Raw genomic sequence first — 21,607 nt, 5'->3', positions numbered from 1 at the left:
ACGGTGAGCTATTCTGGCAATCTAGCAAATTTGTTTACCAGTTAACAAAACTGAGGAATCGTGAACGAACCAACACTCCGCTCCCGTACGTGCAACCTTTGGGCCGAAAACAATCCTGACCTCGACACGTCGCCCATGGAAGTTGTCGCGCAACTCAAGCGGATCACGGCGCTTCTCGAACTCGCCGTCGAACCGGTGTACCGATCCGCGGACCTCACCGTTTCGGAAGTCGAACTGCTTGTGCCGCTTCGATACGCCGAGGAACCGGTCACCGCGATTCGTCTCGCCGAACGCCTCGGTATGTCTCGGGCCGGAGTCAGCAAGGCACTCGCACGATTGGAGAAGCGAGGCCTTGTCTCCCGCACGAGAAATCCCGAAGACAGGCGATCTGCACTGATCACGATGACGATCCAGGGAAACGCTGTCGTCGATGATGTCTTTCCTCGCGAACTCGCCGCTCACGGTGAATTGTTCACCGAACTCGGACGGGGCCGCGGAAAAATTCTCGCGGCACTCGAGCAGTTGGCGCTATCCATGGAAGGCGGGCTGGATCGAACGCAGGACAAGTAGCTCGCGCTACTTCTGCTCTCCGGTCCGCCCGCCGTACGTCGCAATCTTGTACTCCGTCGCAGCCAAAGACAATGTGAGCTCCTTGATCTGCCGACGAACGGTGTCCCGGTGCTCGAGCAGCATGTCGAGCCTCTCCGGAACTGTCCCTTCACCGGCGTCGACCAGTTCAACGTAGTGCTGCAGGTCGCGAATCGCCATGCCCGAGATACGCATGCGGGTCAGAAACACCAGCCTGCGAATAGATTCCGGCCCGTACACACGATGTCCGCTCGAATCACGATCCACCGCAACCAAGCCGATCTTCTCGTAGTAGCGCAGGGTATGCGCCGAAACATCCAGAAGGTCTGACACTTCGGCGATCGACATCGAGTCCTGAACATCCCCTGTATCGACGAGTCGATGGATCACCTCGATCGACATAGGCCCGTCCACTTCCCCAAGTGCCTCGAGTGCCTTGCGCATCAAGTCTTCGGTAGCCATGCTTCTCAGCCTAGAACGGACGGACGGGTCCGGCAGCATCCGCGAAGTCGGCACTGCGAGCCAGATCAGCCCAGACTGCTACCTCGGCCAGATTCTTCCGATACGACGCGGATATCCGCTCCACGGCTTCCTTTCCGAGCGGCAAGCGAAGTGGCACATTCTCGCTGTGCACCAGCGAGGTGATGATCTCTGCTGCCTTCTCCGGATCACCCTCCTGAACACCGTCTGCCGCCGCCATGTCCCGCAGAACAGGATCGAGCAAATCACGGTAGTCCGAGGATGATTCGGCGAAGCTCAGAACGCCAGGTGTGTTGAATGCTGTACGGAATCGGCTGGGCTCGACGATCATGACCCGGATGCCGAACTGCCCGACCTCACCGGCAAGGGCCTCCGACCAGCCTTCAATCGCGAATTTGGACGCCGAATACGCCCCGACGCCGGGAAACGACATGCGGCCGCCTTGACTGCTCATCTGCACGATCGTTCCGCTGCCCTGCGCTCGCATCGAAGGGAGGACGGCGCGCACCAACGCGGCGGGTCCGATCAGGTGCAGTTCCATGAGATCCCGCAAGGTCGAATCGTCCACCATCTCCGCCGCGCCGACCATCCCGCGACCGGCATTGTTGACCAGCACGTCGACACGACCGAAATGCTCGAGCGCATGTTCGACGACGCTGGGTGCCGCCGCGGTGTCGCGGACGTCGAACGTCACCGCCGAGAACCGATCCGGATGCTCCGACGCGATATCTGCAACGGACTCGGGCCTACGAACTGCCGCGACTACCGCGTCCCCGGTTCGAAGTGCGGACACTGCAAGCTCGCGGCCGAAACCCTGAGAAACTCCAGTGATGATCCAGGTTTTTGTTGTCATGGTCGGCAACGCTAGGGGTTAGAGCGCGCTCCAACGCAAGCCTTTGGTTCTACAGCCGAGCTACACGCCGGCCCAAACCGGTCGCTCGCCGCGAAGGAAACCGTCGACACCGGCTTTGAAGTCGTCACTGCTGTAGATCATGCGCATCAGATCATCGTTGTCGGTGATCGATCGGGTCCTGATGCGGCGCAGGGACTCTCGAATCGTCCACACGGTCATCGGGGCAGCCGCAAGGAGTTCCCGCGATACCTGGGCAGTCAGGCTCGCGAACTCGGTCTCTGTTGCACAGTCGCTGAGGAAGCCGTTCCGCAGAGCCTCGTCGCTCGACATGACCCCCGCCCGAGCGACCAACGACATCAGACGCGAACTGCCGATCCTGTCCGCCAGCAACGCCACGGAATGGACCGACAACGAGTTTCCGAGCGTGCGCGCGATCGGAAGGCAGAAGCGGGACCCGTGCGTCGCGATCCGCACATCGCACGCTGCCGCTAACAACAGCCCGGCTCCCGCGCACACACCGTCGATGACCGCCAGCGTGGGAACCCGCACTTTCTCGAGTTCGGTCAGCACGCCGACGAACCGACTTTCGTAGTCGAGCCCGTCGTGAAAACTCGAGAAGGTCTGAAAATGGCCTATGTCGGAACCCGCCGAGAACGCCTCTCCCCCAGCACCTCGGAGAGTGAGTAACCGGATCTCGCGGTCGGAGTCGGCGCTTCGGCAGGCTCCGGCAATGGCGTCGTACATCTGAGGAGTCAATGCGTTGTGTTTTTCCGGCCGGTTGAACACGACGTCAAGCGTGTCGCCATGACGAATGATCGAGATGTCTTCGTGCGTTTCAGTCATGACACTGACGCTATTACCGGCAAGGAACAAACGAAACACATTGCACTCGAGTATCTTTGCGAATATTCGGTGCGAAGTTGCAGATAGTGCGAACGGAGAGGCGTCGACGAGGCCAGGAGACGGTGATGCCAGAACCGAACCTCGCCGACGCAGCATTAGTGGGGTGTCATGCCACGATTGTTGAAAGCGTTATGCCACAACGGTCCGCTGCGGCACACCGGAGTACTGACTCAGCGGCCTGATCAGTGCATTCGACTGCCCCTGCTCGATGATGTGCGCCGTCCATCCGGTGATGCGGCTCATCACGAAGATCGGCGTGAACATCTCGACGTCGAAGCCCATAAGGAAATACGCAGGGCCCGTGGGGAAATCGAGATTCGGCTTGATTCCGGTGGCACTGACCATCGTCTTCTCGAGGATCTCGTACATCTGCACCCACTTCTCGCCGTCCGTCGCTGCCGCTACGTCGAGGAGCGCCTGCTTCATGGTCGGAACACGCGAATCACCGTTCTTGTAGACACGGTGCCCGAAGCCCATGACCTTCTCTTTGGCAGCCAATTTCTCCGACATCCAGGCTTCTGCGCGGTCGGGGTCGTCGATCTCGAGCATGTCGTGCATGACAGCTTCGTTTGCGCCGCCGTGCAACGAGCCCTTGAGCGTGCCGATCGCAGCCGTCACTGCGCTGTAGATGTCCGAAAGTGTGGACGTCACAACACGAGCGGCAAACGTCGAGGCGTTGAAGGAGTGCTCCGCATACAGGATCAGCGAGACCTCGAAGGCCTTTACGATCGCCGGCTCCGGAACAGCACCGAAGCACATGTTCAAGAAGTTTTCGGCGAAACCCAGGTCCGACTGCGGCGCGATGGGATCCTGGCCGCGCCGGCGGCGGAAATCGGCTGCGACGATGGTCGGAAGCACAGCCGTCATCCGCAGTGCCTTGGCCAGATTGGCCTTCTCCGAGTTGTCGTCCTCCGCCGGATCCTCGGCGCCGAGGTAGCTGATCGCCGTACGGACCACATCCATGGGGTGGCAGTTGTCCGGCATCTTGGTCAGGAGCGAGAGCAGTGATCGATCGGCACGGCGAGCCGCACGCTCACGCAGACAGAGCAATTCGAGCTGCTCGGGTGTCGGCAGTTCGCCGTACCACAGCAGGTGCGCAACTTCTTCGAAGCTACAATTCGCGGCGAGGTCCTGCACTGCGTAACCGCGATACGTCAACGAATTCGTCTCGGGCACTACCTTGGAGATAGCCGTCGTGTCGACGACAACTCCGGCCAAGCCCTTGTAGATCGTCGGAATCTGTTCGGTCATGTCCTACTCCCCTCCAAGCTGAAATTGAAAATGCCACTGTCGAATTCGTTGTAACGCTCGTACTCGAGAATCTCGTACAACCTGCTGCGGTGCTGCATCTCACCGAGCAGCCCTTCTTGCGTGCCCTCCGCAAAAATCTCGCGCAGGCCCTTTTCGATGGCGAACATCGCCAACCGAAGAGTGGTCACGGGGTAGATGACGGCGTTGAAACCGATCTCTTCCAACGTCTTCGCCGAAATGAGATTCGACTTCCCGAACTCGGTCATGTTGGCGAGCAACGGAGTGTCGACTGCTGCGCGGAACTTCTCGAAGTCTCCTTCGGTGGCAAGAGCTTCGGTGAAGATCAGATCGGCACCGGCATCTGTGTAGGCCTTTGCTCGCTCGATCGCTGCGTCGATACCGTCGATTCCGGCAGCATCGGTGCGCGCGCAGATGACGAAGTTCGGGTCGCGACGTGCCGAGACTGCAGCACGAACTCGGCGAACCATGTCTTCGGTGGGCACGATCGCTTTGCCGTCGAGGTGCCCACAGCGCTTGGGGTTGATCTGATCCTCGAGGTGCAGGCCGGCTATACCGTCGTCCTCGAAGATCGTGACCGTGCGGGCAGCGCTCATGGGTTCACCGAAACCGGTGTCGGCGTCGATGAGCGTCGGGAGGTCGGTGACCCGCGCGATCTGCTTGCTGTGGGCGGCGACCTCGGTCAACGTGGTCAGCCCGATGTCGGGAAGCGCCAATCCGGCGGAATACGCACCACCCGAAACGTAGACACCTTCGAACCCGATTTCCTGAATGAGCTTGGCTGTCAACGGATTGATCGCACCGGGGAGTCGTTGAATCTTTCCGGACGTCAGCCCGGCCCGGAAGGCAATCCGCTTGTCGGCTACAGACGTCGATGCGGCAATGAGGCCCGTCATCAGAAGAGTCCCTTGGCGACCTTGGGAGCCCGAGCGAGAACGTCTTCGGAAACGGTGAAGGTCAGCTGATCCAGTTCGCCTGCCTTCAATTCGGCGGTGCGCTGCGCCGCGTCGAGGAAGCGGTCCTGTTCGCTCGGCTCGATGACGCCCTCGGCGAGGGTGCGGAACTTCGCGACGTACTGATCGCGAGCGAACGGACGTGCGCCGAGCGGGTGCGCATCAGCCACCGCAAGCTCGTCGACGATGACCTCGCCGCTCTTCAAGGTGATCTCGGCGCGAGCACCGAAAGCCTTCTCGTCCGGATCCGTCGAGTGGTAACGGCGTGTCCATTCGGGATCTTCGCGCGTGGAGATCTTGTTCCACAGCTCGATCGTGTCGGGGCGCTGTGCACGCTCTGGCGCGTAGGAATGCTCGTGGTGCCACGTACCGTCCTGCAGCGCAACGGCAAAGATGTACATCACCGAGTGGTCGAGAGTTTCACGCGATGCGGTGGGGTCGAACTTCTGCGGATCGCCGGAACCGGTGCCGATCACGACGTGGGTGTGGTGACTGGTATGCAAGACGATCGAGGCGATCTGGTCGAGATCACCGACGCGAGAACGCATCCGGCGAGCGAGGTCGATCGGCGCCTGGCTCTGGTACTCCGCGGAGTGTTCCTTGGTGTACGAGTCGAGGATGGCGCGCTTCGCCTCACCAGAACCTGGAAGCGGAACGTGGTACTCCTTGTCCGGGCCACCGAGCAGCCAGGCGATCACGCCGTCTTCGCCTTCCCAGATCGGTGACGGCGCACCTTCACCGCGCATCGCACGGTCGACTGCCTCGACGGCAACCTTGCCGGCCAGCGCGGGCGCGTAGGCCTTCCAGCTGGAGATCTCGCCCTTGCGGGACTGCCGTGTAGCCGTCGTGAGGTGCAGCGCCTGGCCGATTGCCTGGTAGACCGTCTCGGTGCCCAGGCCGAGCAAGGTTCCGATACCTGCCGCAGCCGAGGGGCCGAGGTGTGCGACGTGGTCGATCTTGTGCTCGTGCAGACAGATAGCCCGAACCAGGTCGATCTGGATCTCGTAGCCGGTTGCGAGACCACGAATCAGGTCCTTACCGTCACGGCCGGTGTGCTGAGCGACGGCAAGGATCGGCGGGATGTTGTCACCGGGGTGCGAGTACTCGGCGGCGAGGAACGTGTCGTGGAAGTCGAGTTCACGAACCGCGACGCCGTTCGCCCAGGCGGCCCACTCGGGCGAGAAAGTACCCGAGATACCGAACACGGTGGACCCGGGCGTGTACGGATGTGACTGCGCCTGTGCACGCGCATTCACTACGGGGCGGCGCACCAGGGAAGCTGCGGCAACTGCCGCGTTGTCGATTATCCGGTTGACGATCATGTCGGACGTGGCGTCGGTGACCTCGACGGAATCCGTCGCAACTTCCGCGATCTTCCACGCGAGGTGGTCTTCCTTGGGGAACTCTTCGGCAGAGCGGTGGGTGCGTACGAGATGCGTCTTCATCGATCCTCTTCTCACGTGCTTCGGTATCTATTTGCACGCTACGCAGCTCGTTCACCTCGGGATAGGCCCTCGCAATTGCCTATTTGTGCAATAACAATCCTGCAATCTTGCGAATGTTGCGAATGGCTCCTCGGTAGGGTGAACGCGATCGGCACCGAGGAGATTCGATGAAGAAGATGTACGCGGGAGCGCGGCTGCGACGGCTGCGGGAAGAACGAAACCTGTCACAGTCCGCACTGGCGAAGGCACTCGAACTCTCCCCCAGCTATGTCAATCAACTAGAGAACGATCAACGACCGCTGACGGTCCCCGTCCTTCTCAAGCTCAACGCCGAGTTCGATCTCGACGTGCAATTCTTCGCCTCCGATTCCGACGCACGCCTCGTGGCTGACGTTCATCACGCCTTGGCCGAAACCTCGGAATCCGGGGACGTATCGCTGGCCGAGGTGGACGAATTGGTGGCCCGAATGCCCGCGGTCGGACGCACCCTCGTGATGTTGCACCGTCGTTTGCACGCCGCAACCGAGCAGTTGGACCAGTTCTCGACGCAATTGTCCGGCGAGGCCGCATCTGATGTGTCGCTCGTACCCATGCCATACGAGGAGGTTCGGGACTTCTTCTACGACCGAAAGAATCACATCGCCGTTCTGGACGACGCTGCCGAGCAGATGTTCGTGGACAACGGATTGTCCGTTGGCGCAGTGGATTTGCAACTGGCACGACTACTTCGCGATCAGCACGGCGTCACCGTGACGATCCGTACCGACGAACCAGACAAGCTCGGCCCCAAGCGTTTCTACGATCCGGACAAGTCGGTACTCACCCTCGCCCGTCGTCTGTCGGCAGGGCAACGCGCGTTCCAGATCGCGATGCAGTTGGCCTTCTTCACCCAAGCCGACGTGATCGATTCTCTTGTCGCCGAGGATGAATCATTGAGTGCCGAATCCGCAGCTCTCGCCCGCATCGGACTCGCGCATTACTTCGCCGGCGCGCTACTACTGCCGTACACCCAATTCCTGGAATCCGCTGAGGCCTTGCGATACGACATCGATCTGCTGAGCCTCAAGTTCGAGGTCGGCTTCGAGACCGTCTGCCACCGGTTGTCCACACTCCAACGGCACGGCCAGCGCGGCATTCCCTTCTTCTTCGTCAGAACCGATCGCGCCGGAAACATCTCGAAGAGACAGTCCGCTACCGCTTTTCACTTCTCCAGAGTCGGCGGCAGTTGCCCGCTGTGGGTCATCCACGAGGCGTTCGCGAGCCCAGGGCGCATCCTCACCCAGGTCGCGAAGATGCCCGACGGCCGGACATACCTCTGGGTGGCGCGCACTACCCACAGCGGCGGGCTCGGGTACCTCGCCCCCGAGCGGAACTTCGCCGTCGGACTCGGTTGCGACATCGGCTACGCCGATCGCATGGTCTACTCCCACGGAATCCAGACGGACGACCCCGCGACCATCGTGCCGATCGGCGCGGGGTGCAAAGTCTGTGACAGACCGGCGTGCTCTCAACGCGCCTTCCCCCAACTCGGCCGCTCGATCTCCGTCAGTCAGAACAGCAGCAGCCATCTGCCGTATCCGCAACAGTAGGGCGCAAACAATAGGGCGCACCGACTCCACCTGCGCTTCCCCGGAGCTACGGCGCCTTTCTGCTTCGATGGATGTCATGCAACCCGATACCGTGACCCCTCGTCGACTGGTTCTTCGCCGCCTTTCGGCCGTGGTTGGTGTGGCCGGAATCGTGACGGGTTTGGTTGCCTTGATCGCAACTCAGCTGGACGTCGATCACAACATCGTGATCGTTCTGGCGTCAGTGGCACCCTTGTTGATGATTGCTCCGCTGATCGGTGCCGTCGTCTCGGGTATCGGGCTTCAGTGGATCGTATGTGCCGCATCCCTTGTCGTCCTTGCACTGTTCGGATGGTCTGTGAGCCCGCTGTACATCGGCGGAACTGGGGAGTCGACGTCTGCGAACGGTCCATCGATTCGGTTGATGCAGGCCAACTTGATGGTCGGTGCAGCGGATCCGGAGTCGCTTGTGGCGATGGTCCGCGAACGCAACGTCGACGTGGTGACGGTCCAGGAGTTGACGTACCAGGAAGCCGAGGCGCTCGAAGCCGCCGGGCTTGAAGAGGTTCTGAGCCACCAGTTCCTGATCCCCTACGCCGACGGCGGTGGCGGGGCCGGAATCTACAGTCGCTTTCCTCTCTCCAATCCACGTAGCCTCGACGGGTTCTCACCCGAAACGCTGTCCGCAGAGCTGAATGTCGGCTTGGCGCAGCCAGTCACATTGTTCGCCGTGCATCCGGCACCTGCGTACATCTCGCCGGCTTCGGTGTGGGCGGCCGAGCAGCAGAAGCTTGGGTCTTACATGGACGAAGTCGCCGGGATGGACAATGTGATAGTCAGCGGCGATTTCAATGCGTCGTACTCGAACAAACAGTTCCGGAATCTCCTCAGCAACGGATACACCAGCGCCGCCGATCAATTGGGTTCCGGCCTGATCCCGACGTACCCGACCGACAAGTGGTATCCGGCGGTGGTCGGTATCGACCACATAATCACCAAAGGCGCCGTGGCGACATCCTTGGAACGGATCGAGATCAAGGGATCCGATCACCACGGCCTGATTGCCGACATCACGTTGTCTTGACTAAATCCTGGATTGAGCGAGCACCGGGGCATGGTTGTGCCCGGTGCTCGCGTCTCGAGTTATTTCACTTCAGGCTGCTGTCGGTGGGCTGTTCCCGCCGATCGGCTGCTGATACGGATCGATCGACATCGGCGGATAGAACACCGTCTTCCGATCCGGGCCGATCTCCACCCGCCACTCGGTGTGGTGCACCGTCCGGTGGTGATGACCACACAACAAGATCAGGTTGTCGAGATCTGTTGGGCCACCATCACCCCAGTGAACAATATGATGGGCATCGCACCACCCCGACGGAGTCCCACACCCCGGAAATGCACACCCGCCATCACGAACCGCCAACGCCCGCCGCTGCGGCACCGTCGCCGTTCTCGCTTCCTTACCGCAGACGAGCGGAACACCGTTCTCGTCCAGGAGGATCCGGGTGACGGTGCAGTCGCACGCCAGCATCCGGGCAGTGTCGAGACTGATCGGCCCTACCCAATCCGTCCACGCAAATCCCAGCTCCTCGGTGGACGGCAACAGGTCTTTCAGAACTTTAAGGTCCGTCATGTCTTTCGCCGATGCGGTGACCGTGATGTGTGGTTTCACCCCGCCCTCGATCGGACCCAACCCCGCCCGCTCGTACCGGCGCAACAATTCGCAAAACCCGTCCGCCCGCCGTAGCGCCGGAGTACGGGTGTCCTTCACGCCATCCTTCTCCGGCGTCGGCGCCGACAAACTCGACAACAACGTGATCAACCGCGCCCCGTTCACAGCATCTAGGTCGCCCTTCACAGTCACCCGCCCGTACAAGCCTTTCGAGGCGTAGAACTCATTCCGCTCCGAATCTTCCCCGACCGGAACGCCATCCTCGCGTTTTCCGTACTGCTTCTCGATCCGCCGAATCGCTGCCCGCACCGCATCACAATCCGCGATGTTCTTCGACGCCAACCCGAGCAGAATCCCGCGGGCCTTATCCACATCCGCCAGGGTCATGTTCTTGGGCGGATGCTGACAAAACGACGCCACCTGCCGGGCTTTCAACGCATCCACATCGCCACGGTGAAACGCATCGCCCACAACGGGTTCGAGCATCAACAACCGCGCCAACCCGACCAGCAGACTGCACTCACCGATCTCCAGATTCGTCGAACCGTGCAACCACTGCGCGATCGCCCGAAAACCCTTCCCGCCGAGAACCTCACGGGAAAACATCTCCACGATCAGCATCACCATCCGCGACTGCAACTCGTGCCGGGCGCGCACCAGATCGAGAACCTCACTCTTGAGGTCCTCACCATCCAGCTGCCACGCTTCCCGACTGTTCATACCGAAAGTTTAATCGAACACACTTTCGATAACCAGAGACAAAACGGACAACTTCACGAGCGCCCAGAACTCGAGACTCGTTGAAATACAGCCTCATTCAACTGCCACACGCTGCTACGTCGGCGTGACTATCGCAAAGTTCGGATCAGGCTCGTCGAGGTGCCCCGCAAGTTCTGCGAGCTTCGCCGGGTCGCCGGCCACCGTGATACTGCCATTCGCAATCTCGGCGCCCAGGTCCGCACCACCGAGCAGCACACCGAGTAAGCCGAGACGACTCAAACTGAACGTCGCATCCACAGACCCAGCATCTGCAGACCCACCTTCCACGTCGAAATGGATCAGCACTCCGTTGCTCAGTTCCGTTCGGTGCACGATGTTTTCGTCGGTGATGTTCCAATCGATGACGATGTGGGAATTCGCTGCACTCACTCCGTCCACGCGGAGCGACACAGCGTCGAACACCTGCTTCACCGACAACGCTGCGGTGATATCAGGAGCTGCAGCAACTGTGGGCGTACCCACCGAACCGTTGCGCAGTTCGTATGCACCCGTGAGGTAGAAGTTTCGCCAGGTGCCGTTCTCTGCGCCGTACCCGAGTTGCTCGAAGGTATCGGCCTGCAGGGTCTTGGCCTCCGCGTTGTCCGGTTCAGCAAAGATGACGTAGTTCACCACATGCGCGACCCACCGAAAGTCTCCGCTCTCGTACGATTCCCGAGCTTTTCGGAGCACCTCTGCCGATCCGCCCATGAACTCCACGTGACGCTTGGCCGATTCGACGGGTGGATGCTCCCACAGGTGCGCTGGGTTGCCGTCGAACCATCCCATGTAGCGCTGGTAGATGGCTTTGACGTTGTGACTGACGGAACCGTAGTACCCGTGTGTGTGCCACGCCTGCGCCAAGGCGGCTGGCAGTTCGATGGATTCGGCGATCTCTAGACCGGTCCACCCCTGATTGATTCGACGAAGTGTCTGATCGTGAAGGTACCCGTAGAGATCGCGCTGCAATGACATGAACTCGGTGAGCCGTTCGGTCCCCCACGTCGGCCAATGGTGGGATGCAAACACGACATCGGATCGTGAGGCGTAGCGATTGATCGATTCGGTCAGGTACGCCGACCACACATGCGGATCTCGCACCAACGCTCCACGAAGTGTGAGCAGGTTGTGCAGATTATGAGTTGCGTTCTCCGCCATGCACAGTGCGCGAAAGTCCGGGAAGTAGAAGTTCATCTCGGACGGCGCCTCGGTGCCTGGGGTCATCTGGAACTCGATCCGAACGCCGTCGATCGTCTCTGTATGACCAGTCTTCGAGATCGACACCGTCGGTGAAATCAGCGTCGGTGTACCGGTGGAGGTGGTCTGGCCCAATCCTGCACCGACGCCACCTCGAGGACCTCGAGGCAATGCCGCCCCGTACATGTATGCCGCACGTCGAGCCATTGCCGTTCCCGCATAGACGTTTTCCTCGACGGCATGCTCTACGAACCCCGTTGGCGCAAAGATCACGCATCGCCCGGCAGCGACGTCGTCGTCGGTGGTCACCCCCTTGACCCCACCGAAATGGTCGATATGCGAATGCGTGTAGATCACCGCGACAACCGGTCGATCACCACGATGCGCCCGATACAACGCAAGACCGGCGGCCGCGGTTTCCCGAGAAATCAGTGGATCGATGACGATGATCCCGCTCTCCCCCTCGATAAGGGTCATATTCGACAGATCGAGGCCGCGTATCTGATAGATCGAATCCGTCACCGCAAATAGTCCTTGCTTGGCCACCAACCTCGATTGACGCCACAAGCTCGGATTGACGGTCGGCGGGCACTCTTCATCCAGGAATGAGTACGAGTCGTTGTCCCACAGCACTTTTCCGTCGGGTCCGGTTACCACGCCGGGATCGAGCGCGCCGATGAACCCGCGCTCGGCATCGGTGAAATCGGTCTTGTCGGAGAACGGCAGGGTCTCGGTGACTCGGGAGTTCGCCGCTTCGATTGCGGCCGATGCTGCGCGTGGGTCGATCATAGATCAGCCTTTCATGCTCAATTGTCCAGTGTGGTAAACCCGTTCAAGGCTTCAAGAACCAGCAGGCACTAGCTCAGCAACTGCGACTTTGCCGCGGCGAACTCCGCGTCGGTCAACACGCCGGACTGATGAAGCTGACCCAGCTCCTGCAGCTTGGAGACCAGATCGTCCGCGCCAGAAGGGGGAACGGACTGCACGGGTGCGACCTGCGGCGGCGGCTGTTGCTGCTGGTACTCCTGCTGGTATTCCTGCTGCTGCTCGCTGGCCTTCCGTTGACTCCGTCGATCCATGGCGTTGGACGTCGCTTTTGCGGTTCCAGCCACTACCGCAGTGCGCGCCACCGTGCCGAGCAACCCCGGCCGCCCTCTGCGTCCACCTCGAAAAACCATGCCGAACTCCTTGGGTAATTGTCGCTACTGAAATGCTGCTTCGACCGCTGCGACGACTACCTCGCGCGGTACCTGAACGTGAAGCACTACATCGCCGCCGCCGCCGCGAACCGTCGACGCGAGCTCACGCGCCCACGTCTGCTCGTAGACGATGACTGCGGCGGACGTTCCTGGTTCGAGTGACTCACGGACCACGTCCAGATCCTCGTCACTGATCAATGCCTTGGCTTCGATGGACAGAATCGCCAGTCCGATCTCTGTGAGATCTTCGTCGACGTCGATCTGTGACACCTGTCCGTCGGCGTCCTTGGCGATGTACACGAGGTCGAGCAGGGTGACAAAACCTCGTTCCACCACGTTTTGCAGCGCGGCGACGGCTTCAGGATCCACAGTGGAACCTGGGAATGCCAGCACCACGAGCTCGACCGGTCCGATGTTCATTGCGTCGTTCATCCATCAAGCCTGGTGGCTCGGACGCTTGGGAACCTCACCCGCAGGGGATGAATTACCCGATGCGATCGAGTTATTTGTTGCGACGAATGACTTCGCGAATCGGCCGTACGTGTACGCCTTCTGCCGCGAGGGCTCGCCGGGCTTTGCCTCGGGTGACGAGCACACCGACGATGCCGAGAATCCAGACCGGATATTGCACCATCCAGGCGACGCGGAATCCGTCGAACGTGTACCCGCCCATGTGTCCGAGGATTACGCCCATCACTTGAATCACGATGAGGGAAGCGAGGAATCCACCGATGTTGACCATGCCCTGTGCGGTGCCCATCGCCGAACTCGGGTTGGACGTACGCGCGTAGTCGAAGCCGATCACCGAACCCGGCCCACCCACCGAGATGACGACCACCAGGATCGTCAACAACCAGAGCGGAGACGGTTCGCTTCGTGAAAGCACGATCGTCCACATGAGCGCGCTGGCGACCATGATGGTGAGAACCAACCACGATCGACGCATGGGATAGCGACCGGTGAGAATGCCGAGTATCGGACCGGCCACGATTGCCGAGATGACCGACAGCGTCAGCAGCGAGCCGACGGTCGCGGAATCGAGGCCCTGAGCCGATTTCAGATACGGCACGCCCCACAGCAGCGCGAACGTCGTGATCGAGAACTGAGTCCCCATGTGGCTGAAGAACCCGAGGCGGGTGCCGGGCCGCATCCACACCGTCTTGATCTGTCGCCCGATCTCCTTGGCGCCGGCCGGCACGGCGACCACGTCGGCACCGGGAGGCGCGTCGCGGATGACACTCAACGCCAGTGCAAACGCCAACAGTCCGACGGCGGCAGCGCTGCCGTAGGCAAAAGTCCAGCCCGGTCCGGACAACAGCAACATGAACGGAAGCGCAGACATCACCTGGCCCAGCTGACCGAGGATGCCCGTGAACTGCGAGACCAACGGCACCTGCCGGGGCGGGAACCACTGCGGTACCAACCGCAACACCGAGATGAAGGTGAGTGCATCCCCGGCACCGACGGCAATACGTGCACCGATCGCGACGGGCAGCGATTCGGTGAAGGCGAGAGCCAACTGCGCGGACATCATGATGAACGCACCGACTGCGATCATGATCCGCGAACCGTAGCGGTCAAGGAGAACTCCCGCCGGAATCTGCATACCGGCGTACACGACGATCTGCAGCACGACGAAGCTCGACAGAACGCTGGGCGAGATCGAGAACCGATCAGCAGCAGACAGACCCGAGACACCGAACGAAGTGCGGTGAAGCACGGCGATCACGTAGGCAAAAACACCGACACCCCAGACCAACCACACTTTTTTCATCGGGTCTGTATGTTACTCCTGTCTTTCGCAAGGCTCAGGACATGATTATTCGCGGCCCTGAGAGACCCAATTCAAATCAGCCGAACGGAAGCCTTCGGTGATCGCGGCGAGGGAGTCGAGGCGAGCGATCTGGTCTTCGCTCAGAACGATGTCCAACGCTCCGGCGTTTTCGGTGACTCGTGCAGCGAACCGCGTGCCGGGAATCGAAACGGAAGGCAACCCGTACTGACGGCCCTTGGCATCGAGCCATGCCAGGGAAACCTGTGCAGGCGTCGCGCCGAGCTCCTCACCGACGGCGCGGACCACGTCGAGAACCTTCTGATTAGCAGGGAGCGCGGAGTCCGAGAAGCGTGGGAAGCGTCGGCGCAGGTCGTTGTCACCGAGCGTCTCCGCATCGAACGATCCCGCCAGGAAGCCTCGGCCCACAGGTGAGAAGGGCACGAATCCGACTCCGAGTTCCGCGGCGGTGGGTACTACCTTGTTCTCGACGTCCCGACTCCAGATGCTCCATTCCGACTGGATCGCCGCGATCGGATGCACCCCGTACGCACGACGCAGTTCATCGCCGGTCGCCTCGGACAGGCCGATGTTGCGGACCTTGCCCGCCTTCACCTGCTCTGCGATCGCGCCGACGGTGTCTTCGATCGGAACGTTCGGGTCGACCCGGTGCAAGTAGTAGAGGTCGACATGATCGACGCCGAGTCGTCCCAGAGACTCGTCGAGTGCCTGCGGTACGTAGGCCGGGTCTCCGTTGATCCCGCGCTGACCGTTGGCGATGTTGCCGACCAGACCGAACTTCGTCGCCAACTGCACTTCGTCCCGGCGGTCTTTGAGAAGCTCTCCCACCGCACGCTCGCTCGAGCCCTCGCCGTACACGTTGGCGGTGTCGATGAACGTGATCCCGATGTCCACCGCATGGTGCAATGTGGCAAGCGCCTCGGCCGGATCCACCGGGCCGTAGACAGGGGCGACGGACATCGCGCCGTATCCCTGGGCGCTGACAGTGAGACCTTCGGCCAGAGTGACGGTGGGGACGGTCATGAAAACTCCTCGATTCGACTAAGCGACAACCTCGACAGTCTTCACCGAATCGAAGCCTCACGCACCGATTAACGTCACGCTGATCGGGTTACCCTCGAGTGATGGCATTCGATTGGCTCGAACTCGTGCTCACCGCCCACCGCGAATTCGGTTCACGACTCGCCGCAGTCGAGGACTGGAACGCACCCACGCCCGACTCCGACTGGCACGTCGAACACCTCGTCCGCCACGTCATCGAGGAGCAGCAGTGGGTACCGCCGCTCCTGGCCGGACTGACGGTCGGCGAGGCGACACCGGACATCGTTCCCGTCGGGGACGACCTGTGGACCGAATGGCAGAAGTACTCCGATGCCGCCATCAAAGCGTGGAAATCGACGGACCTCAGTGCCCACGTTCACCTCTCGTACGGCACGGTGAAGGTGGAACCCTATCTGCGCCAGCAGACCTCGGACGTCACGATCCACACCTGGGATCTCGCGCGAGCGGTCGGAGCAGACGAGCGACTCGATCCAGACCTCGTCGAGGCCGTCTGGTCCGACCTCGACGGGCAGCGCGACATGCTCGCCGAGAGCGGCCTGTTCTCCGCTCCCGTCGATCTTCCTGACGATGCGTCGTTGCAGGACAAGCTGATTGCCCTGACCGGCCGCGATCCTCGTTAGACGTTCAGCGTCACGCCCGTCGTGCGGGCGACGCCGTCCCAGCCGCCGGCAGGTGCACCGAGGCCGAGCAGAGCCGCAACCGTCGGCGCGACGTCGATCGTGCGAGCCTGCGTGTCGATCTTCCGTCCACCGTCGAGAGCGGGATGCCCGCCGCTGAGGAAGAACGGGATGGGCAGTGTCACGAAATGGCCGTGGTTGCCGGGAATCGGGTTGGACAGTGGAGTCGGATCACTGAACCGCCAGCCCTGAGCGCAAAACGCAACGACGTCACCGGCATTGGTGCCGAGATCGAATTCGGCGGGGAGGTGGCTGGATTCGACGCCGTCCACACCATCCACGATCTGCTGAATCCGGCTGACGGCTTCCGCCCGTTCGCCATCGGGTCCGACGAAGTAGATCAGGTCTGCGCCACCGTTCTGGGCGATTCGAATCTTGCCTGCCAGCAACGGGTCCGCGTTCAGCGGTCGATCGAGTCCGATGAGCCGCGCGGGCTCCGACCAGTCCATGGAGTGGTCGGCCAACACGATCAGAATGCTCCGATTCCAGCGACCCGTGTCATGAAGGAAGTCGACGAAGCGGCGAACCTGGTTGTCGGTGTTCTGAAGTGCGGCCGTGCGAGCGATCCGGATGGACGGACCGGACAGATCCAGGTGCCCAACCCGATCGACGTCACCGAGGTTGGTGAACGAGAGCCGCGGCGAGTTCCCGCCGACGATACGGATCAAGGCGTCGATCGTGAAGTTGTCCGGCGCGTGCTCCGTGCCGGGAACGAGCGGCTGGGGATCCCACACCAGTGAGGCGCGGTCACCGAACAGCCCGTGGAGGTAGTGCTTCGACAGCACACTCGCAGTGGTCAATCCGAGTTCGGTGCGCACCCGATCCAGAACCGTCGATGCCTGCAGGTCGGAAGGCCGATCGAGGTCACGCTTCTTGTCGATGGACGGATCGTAGACGGAGTTTGCAGGCACTCCCGAACGCGCCGGCAGCACTCCCGTCATCATCGCCGTGTGATTCGGCAGCGTCTCCGCGATCGTGATGGCGCTGGCGTCCGGGTAGTGAATACCGCCGGCCGCAAGCCCGGTCAGCGTCGGGGTGAGCTCCGATCGCAGCTCGTCCGGACGCATGCCGTCGACGACGATGACATGCACGTCCAGGTCTGGGATGCCTGCGCTGGTGGGAACGCTCGCGCGAGCGGGCGTTCCGAGCAATGCCGTTCCGGCGACAACACTTCCACCGATCAGAACGCTACGACGCGAAACTTCGATACTCACTGGTCGACTCCTGGTCGGTACGAGGCCTGATCGAGGGCGGCCGAAGTGGGCGAGACTCTACTGCCCGCGCCTGCCGGTAGACGGTAGCTCACGGCATAGTGCGCATTGCTCTGTGGATTGGTGAGATCGTCGACGTAGTACCAATCCATCTGAGTACCTTCGCGGGCGATTTCGAATACGCCGAAGCCGTGCGAATCCAGTTCGACGTACCGCACATGTCGGTTCACTGCCTTGAATGCTTCTTCTGCCGCAACGGTTACCGTTCGCGGCGGCACTTTCAGCATGTCGTCGATGTTGGGCGACGTCACCGACGGGACGACGAACTCGGCGCCGACAGTCGGCCCGCCTGGGTAATTCGCGGCATTGGTCGGTAGGTCGCAAGCCCACGACGTGTGGATGTCACCGGTGATGAAGACGGTGTTGTCCACACCGTTCGAGGTGATCGCATCGAAAAGCCTGGTGCGGTCGGCGGTGTACCCGTCCCACTGATCCGTGTTGTACGGGACACCGGCCTGCGGCACTCCCACCAGTTCGGTCAACGCCGCGGTGGTCGCCGGTTCCAGCGGCGGGAACACGCAGGGCGTGATCATGACCGGATTGCCGACGATGTTCCACTGCGTCGGGGAGGTGACGATTCCGCTGGTCAACCAATCCATCTGTGCGCGTCCGGTAATGGTGCGTGACGGATCGTCGACCTGCTTCATCGTCGGCTGCTCGTCGCGGTAGGTACGCAGGTCGAGCATCGAGATCTCGGCCAGATTCCCGAAGCGGAACCGTCGATACAGCTGAACGCTCGAACCACTACCCGACGGGCGGACAGGCATCCACTCGAAATATGCCTTGGCCGAGTTCGCCTTTCGATCTGCCCAATCGCCTTCGATACCGGGAGTGTGATTTTCGGCGCCGTCCCGGTACGCGTTGTCGGCCGATTCGTGATCGTCCCACGTAGTGATGAACGGGAGTTTCAGGTGAAGAGCAGCCAGATCCGGGTCGGTCTTGTACTGCGCGTGCCGAATTCGGTAGTCGGCCAGCGAAATGATCTCGTGGGCCGGCTCGTGAAGGCGAACGGATCCGTTCCGCGCGCCGTACTCCCCCTGCCCGTACTCGTAGATGTAGTCACCGAGATGAATGATCGCGTCGAGGTCTTCGCGGAATGCGAGGTGGCGATAAGCACCGAAATATCCTGCTTCCCAGTTGGAGCAGGACACGACGCCGAAGCGGAGACGATCGAGATCTGCCGAGTTCGACGGAGCCGTGCGGGTGCGTCCCACCGGAGAAACAGCCGAACCCGCAGTGAATCGGTACCAGTACGTCGTCGACGAATCGAGTCCGGTGACGTCGACCTTCGCGGTGTGATCGGATTCTGCCGAAGCAGCAACACTTCCCGACGCCACAACGCTCGCGAACCCCTCATCGGTCGCGACCTGCCAGTTGAGCGTCACCGCCGCCCCGACGCCCGAACCTGGCGTTGCGTCTGCCGTTGGGGTGATGCGGGTCCAGATGATCACGGCATCCGGCAACGGGTCACCGGATGCCACGCCGTGCGCGAATCCCGGGCTGCCACCCGGAACCTCGGCACCGGCGTGGCTCGCCGAAGCGACACCGAGACCTACTGCGCCGGCGAGAGCCGCCGATCCCTGCAGTAGGCCACGTCTGGATATTCGATCGAAGGCATTCGTGTGCACGCTAGGAGTGAACCCGCACCTGAACGGCCGTTCAAGAGAGCTTCGGGATGTTCACCCAGGCTTCGCCTGCGATTCTCTGAAAGTTTGACCGAGTCGATCCCGATCACAACCGGTAGTCGAGGGCCGAGCCTCGAACCACACCGACCTTGACTCCGATGTAACCGCCGAGTGCACCCCCGGCCGCGATCAGGATCCAGAACGCCGGCGGAATCAGAGCCTCGGACCCGTCGATCTCGGAGAACGCGGAATAGCCGGCGATCAACGCACCGAACAGCACAGGCAGTATCAGCAGTGCGGCAAAGAAAGTCACCCACACCGATACGAAGCGGCCCTTCCACCGGGCAATCTCGTGCAGAACCGTCAGAACAACCAGGAAGACACCACTACCGGTCAAGACGGCCGCCAGAACTGCAAACCCGAAAGCTGAAATCAGTTCCGACTCCACCTGAATCCCCCTGTACGTCAATCACCTGCACACTCAGCCCCGACTGCGATGCGACGAGTCTATTCACGACGGACGACGTCTGTTGGCAACTCGAGTCGCTCGTCTGCCGGAAAGACATCCTGCTGACGCCTATGCTTGGAAAATGACCGAACCCGACATCAAGCCCAGAAGTCGTGACGTCACCGACGGACTCGAAAAGACCGCAGCGCGCGGCATGTTGCGTGCAGTAGGAATGGGTGACGACGACTGGGTCAAGTCGCAGATCGGCGTCGCCTCGTCCTGGAACGAGATCACGCCGTGCAACCTGTCCCTCGATCGCCTGGCCAAGGCCGTCAAGGAAGGTGTCCGGGAGGCCGGTGGATTCCCCCTCGAATTCGGCACCATCTCCGTTTCCGACGGCATTTCGATGGGTCACGAGGGCATGCACTTCTCCCTCGTCTCCCGTGAAGTGATCGCGGACAGCGTCGAGACCGTCATGCAGGCCGAGCGCCTCGACGGATCGGTTCTTCTCGCCGGCTGCGACAAGTCGTTGCCCGGCATGATGATGGCGGCGGCCCGCCTCGACCTCGCCAGCGTGTTCCTCTACGCCGGTTCCACCCTCCCCGGCGTCGCCAAACTTTCCGACGGCAGCGAGCGGGAAGTCACCGTCATCGACGCGTTCGAGGCTGTGGGCGCCTGCTCGCGCGGACTGATGAGCCGCGCCGACGTCGACACCATCGAACGGGCGATCTGCCCGGGCGAAGGCGCGTGCGGCGGCATGTACACCGCAAACACGATGGCCAGCGCCGCCGAGGCCATGGGAATGTCGCTGCCCGGCAGCGCTTCACCGCCCGCGCCGGACCGTCGCCGCGACGGATTCGCCCGCGAGAGCGGCAAAGCCGTTGTCGAACTCCTTCGTCGGGGCATCACCGCCAGGGACATCCTCACCAAGGAAGCGTTCGAGAACGCCATCGCGGTGGTCATGGCGTTCGGCGGATCCACCAATGCGGTGCTCCATCTCCTCGCGATCGCGCACGAAGCGTACGTCCCGCTGACGCTCGACGATTTCGCCCGCGTCGGCGCGAAGGTCCCGCACCTCGCCGACGTCAAGCCCTTCGGAAAGCACGTCATGACGGACGTCGACCGTATCGGCGGCGTCCCCGTCATCATGAAGGCATTGCTCGACGCGGGACTCATGCACGGAGATTGCCTGACCGTCACCGGCAAGACTGTTGCGGAGAACCTGGCGCACATCACCCCGCCCGATCCGGACGGCAAGGTCCTGCGGGCGATGAACAAGCCGATTCACCCGACCGGAGGCATCACGATCCTGAAGGGGTCACTTGCGCCCGGCGGCGCGGTGGTCAAGTCGGCAGGATTCGAGTCTGATGTATTCGTCGGCACTGCACGGGTTTTCGAACGTGAACGTGCCGCAATGGACGCGCTCGAAGACGGGACCATCACTGGTGGCGACGTCGTTGTCATCCGCTACGAGGGCCCGAAGGGCGGTCCCGGAATGCGTGAGATGCTGGCCATCACGGGCGCGATCAAGGGTGCGGGTCTCGGCAAGGACGTCCTGCTGTTGACGGACGGACGATTCTCGGGCGGCACCACCGGCCTGTGTGTCGGACACGTTGCGCCCGAGGCCGTCGACGGCGGTCCCATCGCGTTCGTTCGCGACGGCGACCAGATCCGGCTCGACGTGGGTACCGGACAACTCGAATTGTTGGTCGACGACTCCGAATTGGAAGCCCGCAAGAAGGGCTGGGAGCCGTTGCCGCCTCGCTACACACGTGGTGTGTTGGCCAAGTACTCCAAGCTCGTGGGATCAGCCTCGGGTGGAGCAGTGTGCGGCTGATCCCAGCTCGCT

20 protein-coding genes are annotated in these 21,607 nt (G+C 61.7%); 5 read left to right on the top strand and 15 right to left on the bottom strand.

Going from position 1 to position 21,607, the window contains the following annotated elements:
• The first annotated feature begins 60 nt into the window (after nucleotides 1–60).
• The gene (locus RE4_RS03605; RefSeq protein WP_060937999.1) at nucleotides 61–570 is read left to right on the top strand and encodes a MarR family winged helix-turn-helix transcriptional regulator; all 510 of its coding nucleotides are present in this window, start codon (nucleotides 61–63) and stop codon (nucleotides 568–570) included.
• Nucleotides 571–576: 6 nt separating this feature from the next.
• Here the strand turns inward: RE4_RS03605 and RE4_RS03600 are convergent, their stop codons facing one another.
• The 6 genes from RE4_RS03600 to prpD form a co-directional block, all read right to left on the bottom strand.
• Nucleotides 577–1,050 carry a MerR family transcriptional regulator gene (locus RE4_RS03600; RefSeq protein ID WP_042952907.1) on the bottom strand — a complete coding sequence of 158 codons (474 nt, stop codon included), beginning with the start codon at nucleotides 1,048–1,050 and terminating at the stop codon, nucleotides 577–579.
• Nucleotides 1,051–1,060: 10 nt separating this feature from the next.
• Complete coding sequence (locus tag RE4_RS03595) at nucleotides 1,061–1,921, bottom strand: SDR family NAD(P)-dependent oxidoreductase (RefSeq protein WP_060937998.1); 861 nt, start codon at nucleotides 1,919–1,921, stop codon at nucleotides 1,061–1,063.
• 60 nt (nucleotides 1,922–1,981) lie between these two features.
• Nucleotides 1,982–2,764, bottom strand: a complete 783-nt coding sequence (locus RE4_RS03590; protein ID WP_029256232.1) for an enoyl-CoA hydratase — start codon at nucleotides 2,762–2,764, stop codon at nucleotides 1,982–1,984.
• Nucleotides 2,765–2,953: 189 nt separating this feature from the next.
• On the bottom strand, nucleotides 2,954–4,075 hold the full coding sequence (locus RE4_RS03585) for a bifunctional 2-methylcitrate synthase/citrate synthase (RefSeq protein WP_060937997.1): 1,122 nt from the start codon (nucleotides 4,073–4,075) through the stop codon (nucleotides 2,954–2,956).
• Complete coding sequence (gene prpB / locus RE4_RS03580; RefSeq protein WP_060937996.1) at nucleotides 4,072–4,989, bottom strand: methylisocitrate lyase; 918 nt, start codon at nucleotides 4,987–4,989, stop codon at nucleotides 4,072–4,074. Before prpB ends, RE4_RS03585 begins: the two co-directional genes overlap by 4 nt.
• Nucleotides 4,989–6,491: a 2-methylcitrate dehydratase PrpD gene (gene prpD, locus RE4_RS03575; protein WP_060937995.1), complete on the bottom strand. Its 1,503-nt coding sequence runs from the start codon at nucleotides 6,489–6,491 to the stop codon at nucleotides 4,989–4,991. The genes prpB and prpD overlap by 1 nt, the downstream gene beginning before the upstream one ends.
• Nucleotides 6,492–6,658: 167 nt before the next feature.
• Between prpD and RE4_RS03570 the strand changes: the two genes are divergently transcribed.
• Together RE4_RS03570 and RE4_RS03565 are read left to right on the top strand one after the other, a co-directional pair.
• Nucleotides 6,659–8,080, top strand: a complete 1,422-nt coding sequence (locus RE4_RS03570) for a short-chain fatty acyl-CoA regulator family protein (protein WP_019745269.1) — start codon at nucleotides 6,659–6,661, stop codon at nucleotides 8,078–8,080.
• A 67-nt stretch (nucleotides 8,081–8,147) separates the two neighbouring features.
• Nucleotides 8,148–9,143 (top strand): endonuclease/exonuclease/phosphatase family protein, encoded by a 996-nt coding sequence (locus RE4_RS03565; RefSeq protein ID WP_046379279.1) that lies wholly within the window; start codon nucleotides 8,148–8,150, stop codon nucleotides 9,141–9,143.
• A 69-nt stretch (nucleotides 9,144–9,212) separates the two neighbouring features.
• Here RE4_RS03565 and RE4_RS03560 read toward each other — a convergent pair whose 3' ends face one another.
• The 6 genes from RE4_RS03560 to RE4_RS03535 all read right to left on the bottom strand — a co-directional run bounded on the left by RE4_RS03560 (nucleotide 9,213) and on the right by RE4_RS03535 (nucleotide 15,698).
• Complete coding sequence (locus RE4_RS03560; protein ID WP_060937994.1) at nucleotides 9,213–10,451, bottom strand: HNH endonuclease signature motif containing protein; 1,239 nt, start codon at nucleotides 10,449–10,451, stop codon at nucleotides 9,213–9,215.
• 114 nt (nucleotides 10,452–10,565) lie between these two features.
• Nucleotides 10,566–12,473, bottom strand: a complete 1,908-nt coding sequence (locus tag RE4_RS03555) for an alkyl/aryl-sulfatase (protein WP_060937993.1) — start codon at nucleotides 12,471–12,473, stop codon at nucleotides 10,566–10,568.
• 68 nt (nucleotides 12,474–12,541) lie between these two features.
• Nucleotides 12,542–12,862 (bottom strand): SHOCT domain-containing protein, encoded by a 321-nt coding sequence (locus RE4_RS03550; RefSeq protein WP_019745273.1) that lies wholly within the window; start codon nucleotides 12,860–12,862, stop codon nucleotides 12,542–12,544.
• Between the two features lie 24 nt (nucleotides 12,863–12,886).
• Nucleotides 12,887–13,315, bottom strand: a complete 429-nt coding sequence (locus RE4_RS03545) for a DUF6325 family protein (protein ID WP_019745274.1) — start codon at nucleotides 13,313–13,315, stop codon at nucleotides 12,887–12,889.
• Between the two features lie 70 nt (nucleotides 13,316–13,385).
• Entirely contained in the window at nucleotides 13,386–14,657 is a 1,272-nt protein-coding gene (locus RE4_RS03540) for an MFS transporter (RefSeq protein ID WP_054827066.1), read from the bottom strand.
• A gap of 45 nt (nucleotides 14,658–14,702) precedes the next feature.
• On the bottom strand, nucleotides 14,703–15,698 hold the full coding sequence (locus tag RE4_RS03535) for an aldo/keto reductase (RefSeq protein WP_019745276.1): 996 nt from the start codon (nucleotides 15,696–15,698) through the stop codon (nucleotides 14,703–14,705).
• Between the two features lie 101 nt (nucleotides 15,699–15,799).
• On the opposite strand from RE4_RS03535, the gene RE4_RS03530 reads away from it, so the two are divergent.
• Nucleotides 15,800–16,357 (top strand): TIGR03086 family metal-binding protein, encoded by a 558-nt coding sequence (locus tag RE4_RS03530; RefSeq protein WP_020970773.1) that lies wholly within the window; start codon nucleotides 15,800–15,802, stop codon nucleotides 16,355–16,357.
• Here RE4_RS03530 and RE4_RS03525 read toward each other — a convergent pair.
• The 3 genes from RE4_RS03525 to RE4_RS03515 all read right to left on the bottom strand — a co-directional run bounded on the left by RE4_RS03525 (nucleotide 16,354) and on the right by RE4_RS03515 (nucleotide 19,758).
• On the bottom strand, nucleotides 16,354–17,628 hold the full coding sequence (locus RE4_RS03525) for an alkaline phosphatase family protein (protein WP_029256241.1): 1,275 nt from the start codon (nucleotides 17,626–17,628) through the stop codon (nucleotides 16,354–16,356). The two genes, RE4_RS03530 and RE4_RS03525, sit on opposite strands and share 4 nt — an antisense overlap.
• Nucleotides 17,625–19,313 carry an alkaline phosphatase D family protein gene (locus tag RE4_RS03520; RefSeq protein ID WP_060937992.1) on the bottom strand — a complete coding sequence of 563 codons (1,689 nt, stop codon included), beginning with the start codon at nucleotides 19,311–19,313 and terminating at the stop codon, nucleotides 17,625–17,627. The genes RE4_RS03525 and RE4_RS03520 overlap by 4 nt, the downstream gene beginning before the upstream one ends.
• 103 nt (nucleotides 19,314–19,416) lie before the next feature.
• Complete coding sequence (locus RE4_RS03515; RefSeq protein ID WP_019745280.1) at nucleotides 19,417–19,758, bottom strand: hypothetical protein; 342 nt, start codon at nucleotides 19,756–19,758, stop codon at nucleotides 19,417–19,419.
• 142 nt (nucleotides 19,759–19,900) lie between these two features.
• On the opposite strand from RE4_RS03515, the gene ilvD reads away from it, so the two are divergent.
• Entirely contained in the window at nucleotides 19,901–21,595 is a 1,695-nt protein-coding gene (gene ilvD, locus RE4_RS03510; protein ID WP_003940201.1) for a dihydroxy-acid dehydratase, read from the top strand.
• The last annotated feature ends 12 nt before the right edge of the window (nucleotides 21,596–21,607 follow it).

Origin of the sequence: Rhodococcus erythropolis NBRC 15567 (assembly GCF_001552595.1) — a bacterium.
Lineage (GTDB): Bacteria > Actinomycetota > Actinomycetes > Mycobacteriales > Mycobacteriaceae > Rhodococcus_F > Rhodococcus_F erythropolis.
Note: the sequence above shows the minus strand (reverse complement) of the source record. Positions and strands in the feature narration are given on the sequence as shown.

Excerpts from the sequence above, each read along its gene's own strand:
- prpB (WP_060937996.1), bottom strand. The coding sequence starts at position 4,989 with ATGACGGGCCTCATTGCCGCATCGACGTCTGTAGCCGACAAGCGGATT.
- RE4_RS03560 (WP_060937994.1), bottom strand. The coding sequence starts at position 10,451 with ATGAACAGTCGGGAAGCGTGGCAGCTGGATGGTGAGGACCTCAAGAGT.
- RE4_RS03540 (WP_054827066.1), bottom strand. The coding sequence starts at position 14,657 with ATGAAAAAAGTGTGGTTGGTCTGGGGTGTCGGTGTTTTTGCCTACGTG.
- prpD (WP_060937995.1), bottom strand. The coding sequence starts at position 6,491 with ATGAAGACGCATCTCGTACGCACCCACCGCTCTGCCGAAGAGTTCCCC.
- RE4_RS03590 (WP_029256232.1), bottom strand. The coding sequence starts at position 2,764 with ATGACTGAAACGCACGAAGACATCTCGATCATTCGTCATGGCGACACG.
- RE4_RS03585 (WP_060937997.1), bottom strand. The coding sequence starts at position 4,075 with ATGACCGAACAGATTCCGACGATCTACAAGGGCTTGGCCGGAGTTGTC.
- RE4_RS03530 (WP_020970773.1), top strand. The coding sequence starts at position 15,800 with ATGGCATTCGATTGGCTCGAACTCGTGCTCACCGCCCACCGCGAATTC.
- RE4_RS03535 (WP_019745276.1), bottom strand. The coding sequence starts at position 15,698 with ATGACCGTCCCCACCGTCACTCTGGCCGAAGGTCTCACTGTCAGCGCC.
- RE4_RS03555 (WP_060937993.1), bottom strand. The coding sequence starts at position 12,473 with ATGATCGACCCACGCGCAGCATCGGCCGCAATCGAAGCGGCGAACTCC.
- RE4_RS03600 (WP_042952907.1), bottom strand. The coding sequence starts at position 1,050 with ATGGCTACCGAAGACTTGATGCGCAAGGCACTCGAGGCACTTGGGGAA.
- RE4_RS03565 (WP_046379279.1), top strand. The coding sequence starts at position 8,148 with ATGGATGTCATGCAACCCGATACCGTGACCCCTCGTCGACTGGTTCTT.
- ilvD (WP_003940201.1), top strand. The coding sequence starts at position 19,901 with ATGACCGAACCCGACATCAAGCCCAGAAGTCGTGACGTCACCGACGGA.
- RE4_RS03595 (WP_060937998.1), bottom strand. The coding sequence starts at position 1,921 with ATGACAACAAAAACCTGGATCATCACTGGAGTTTCTCAGGGTTTCGGC.
- RE4_RS03550 (WP_019745273.1), bottom strand. The coding sequence starts at position 12,862 with ATGGTTTTTCGAGGTGGACGCAGAGGGCGGCCGGGGTTGCTCGGCACG.
- RE4_RS03570 (WP_019745269.1), top strand. The coding sequence starts at position 6,659 with ATGAAGAAGATGTACGCGGGAGCGCGGCTGCGACGGCTGCGGGAAGAA.
- RE4_RS03545 (WP_019745274.1), bottom strand. The coding sequence starts at position 13,315 with ATGAACGACGCAATGAACATCGGACCGGTCGAGCTCGTGGTGCTGGCA.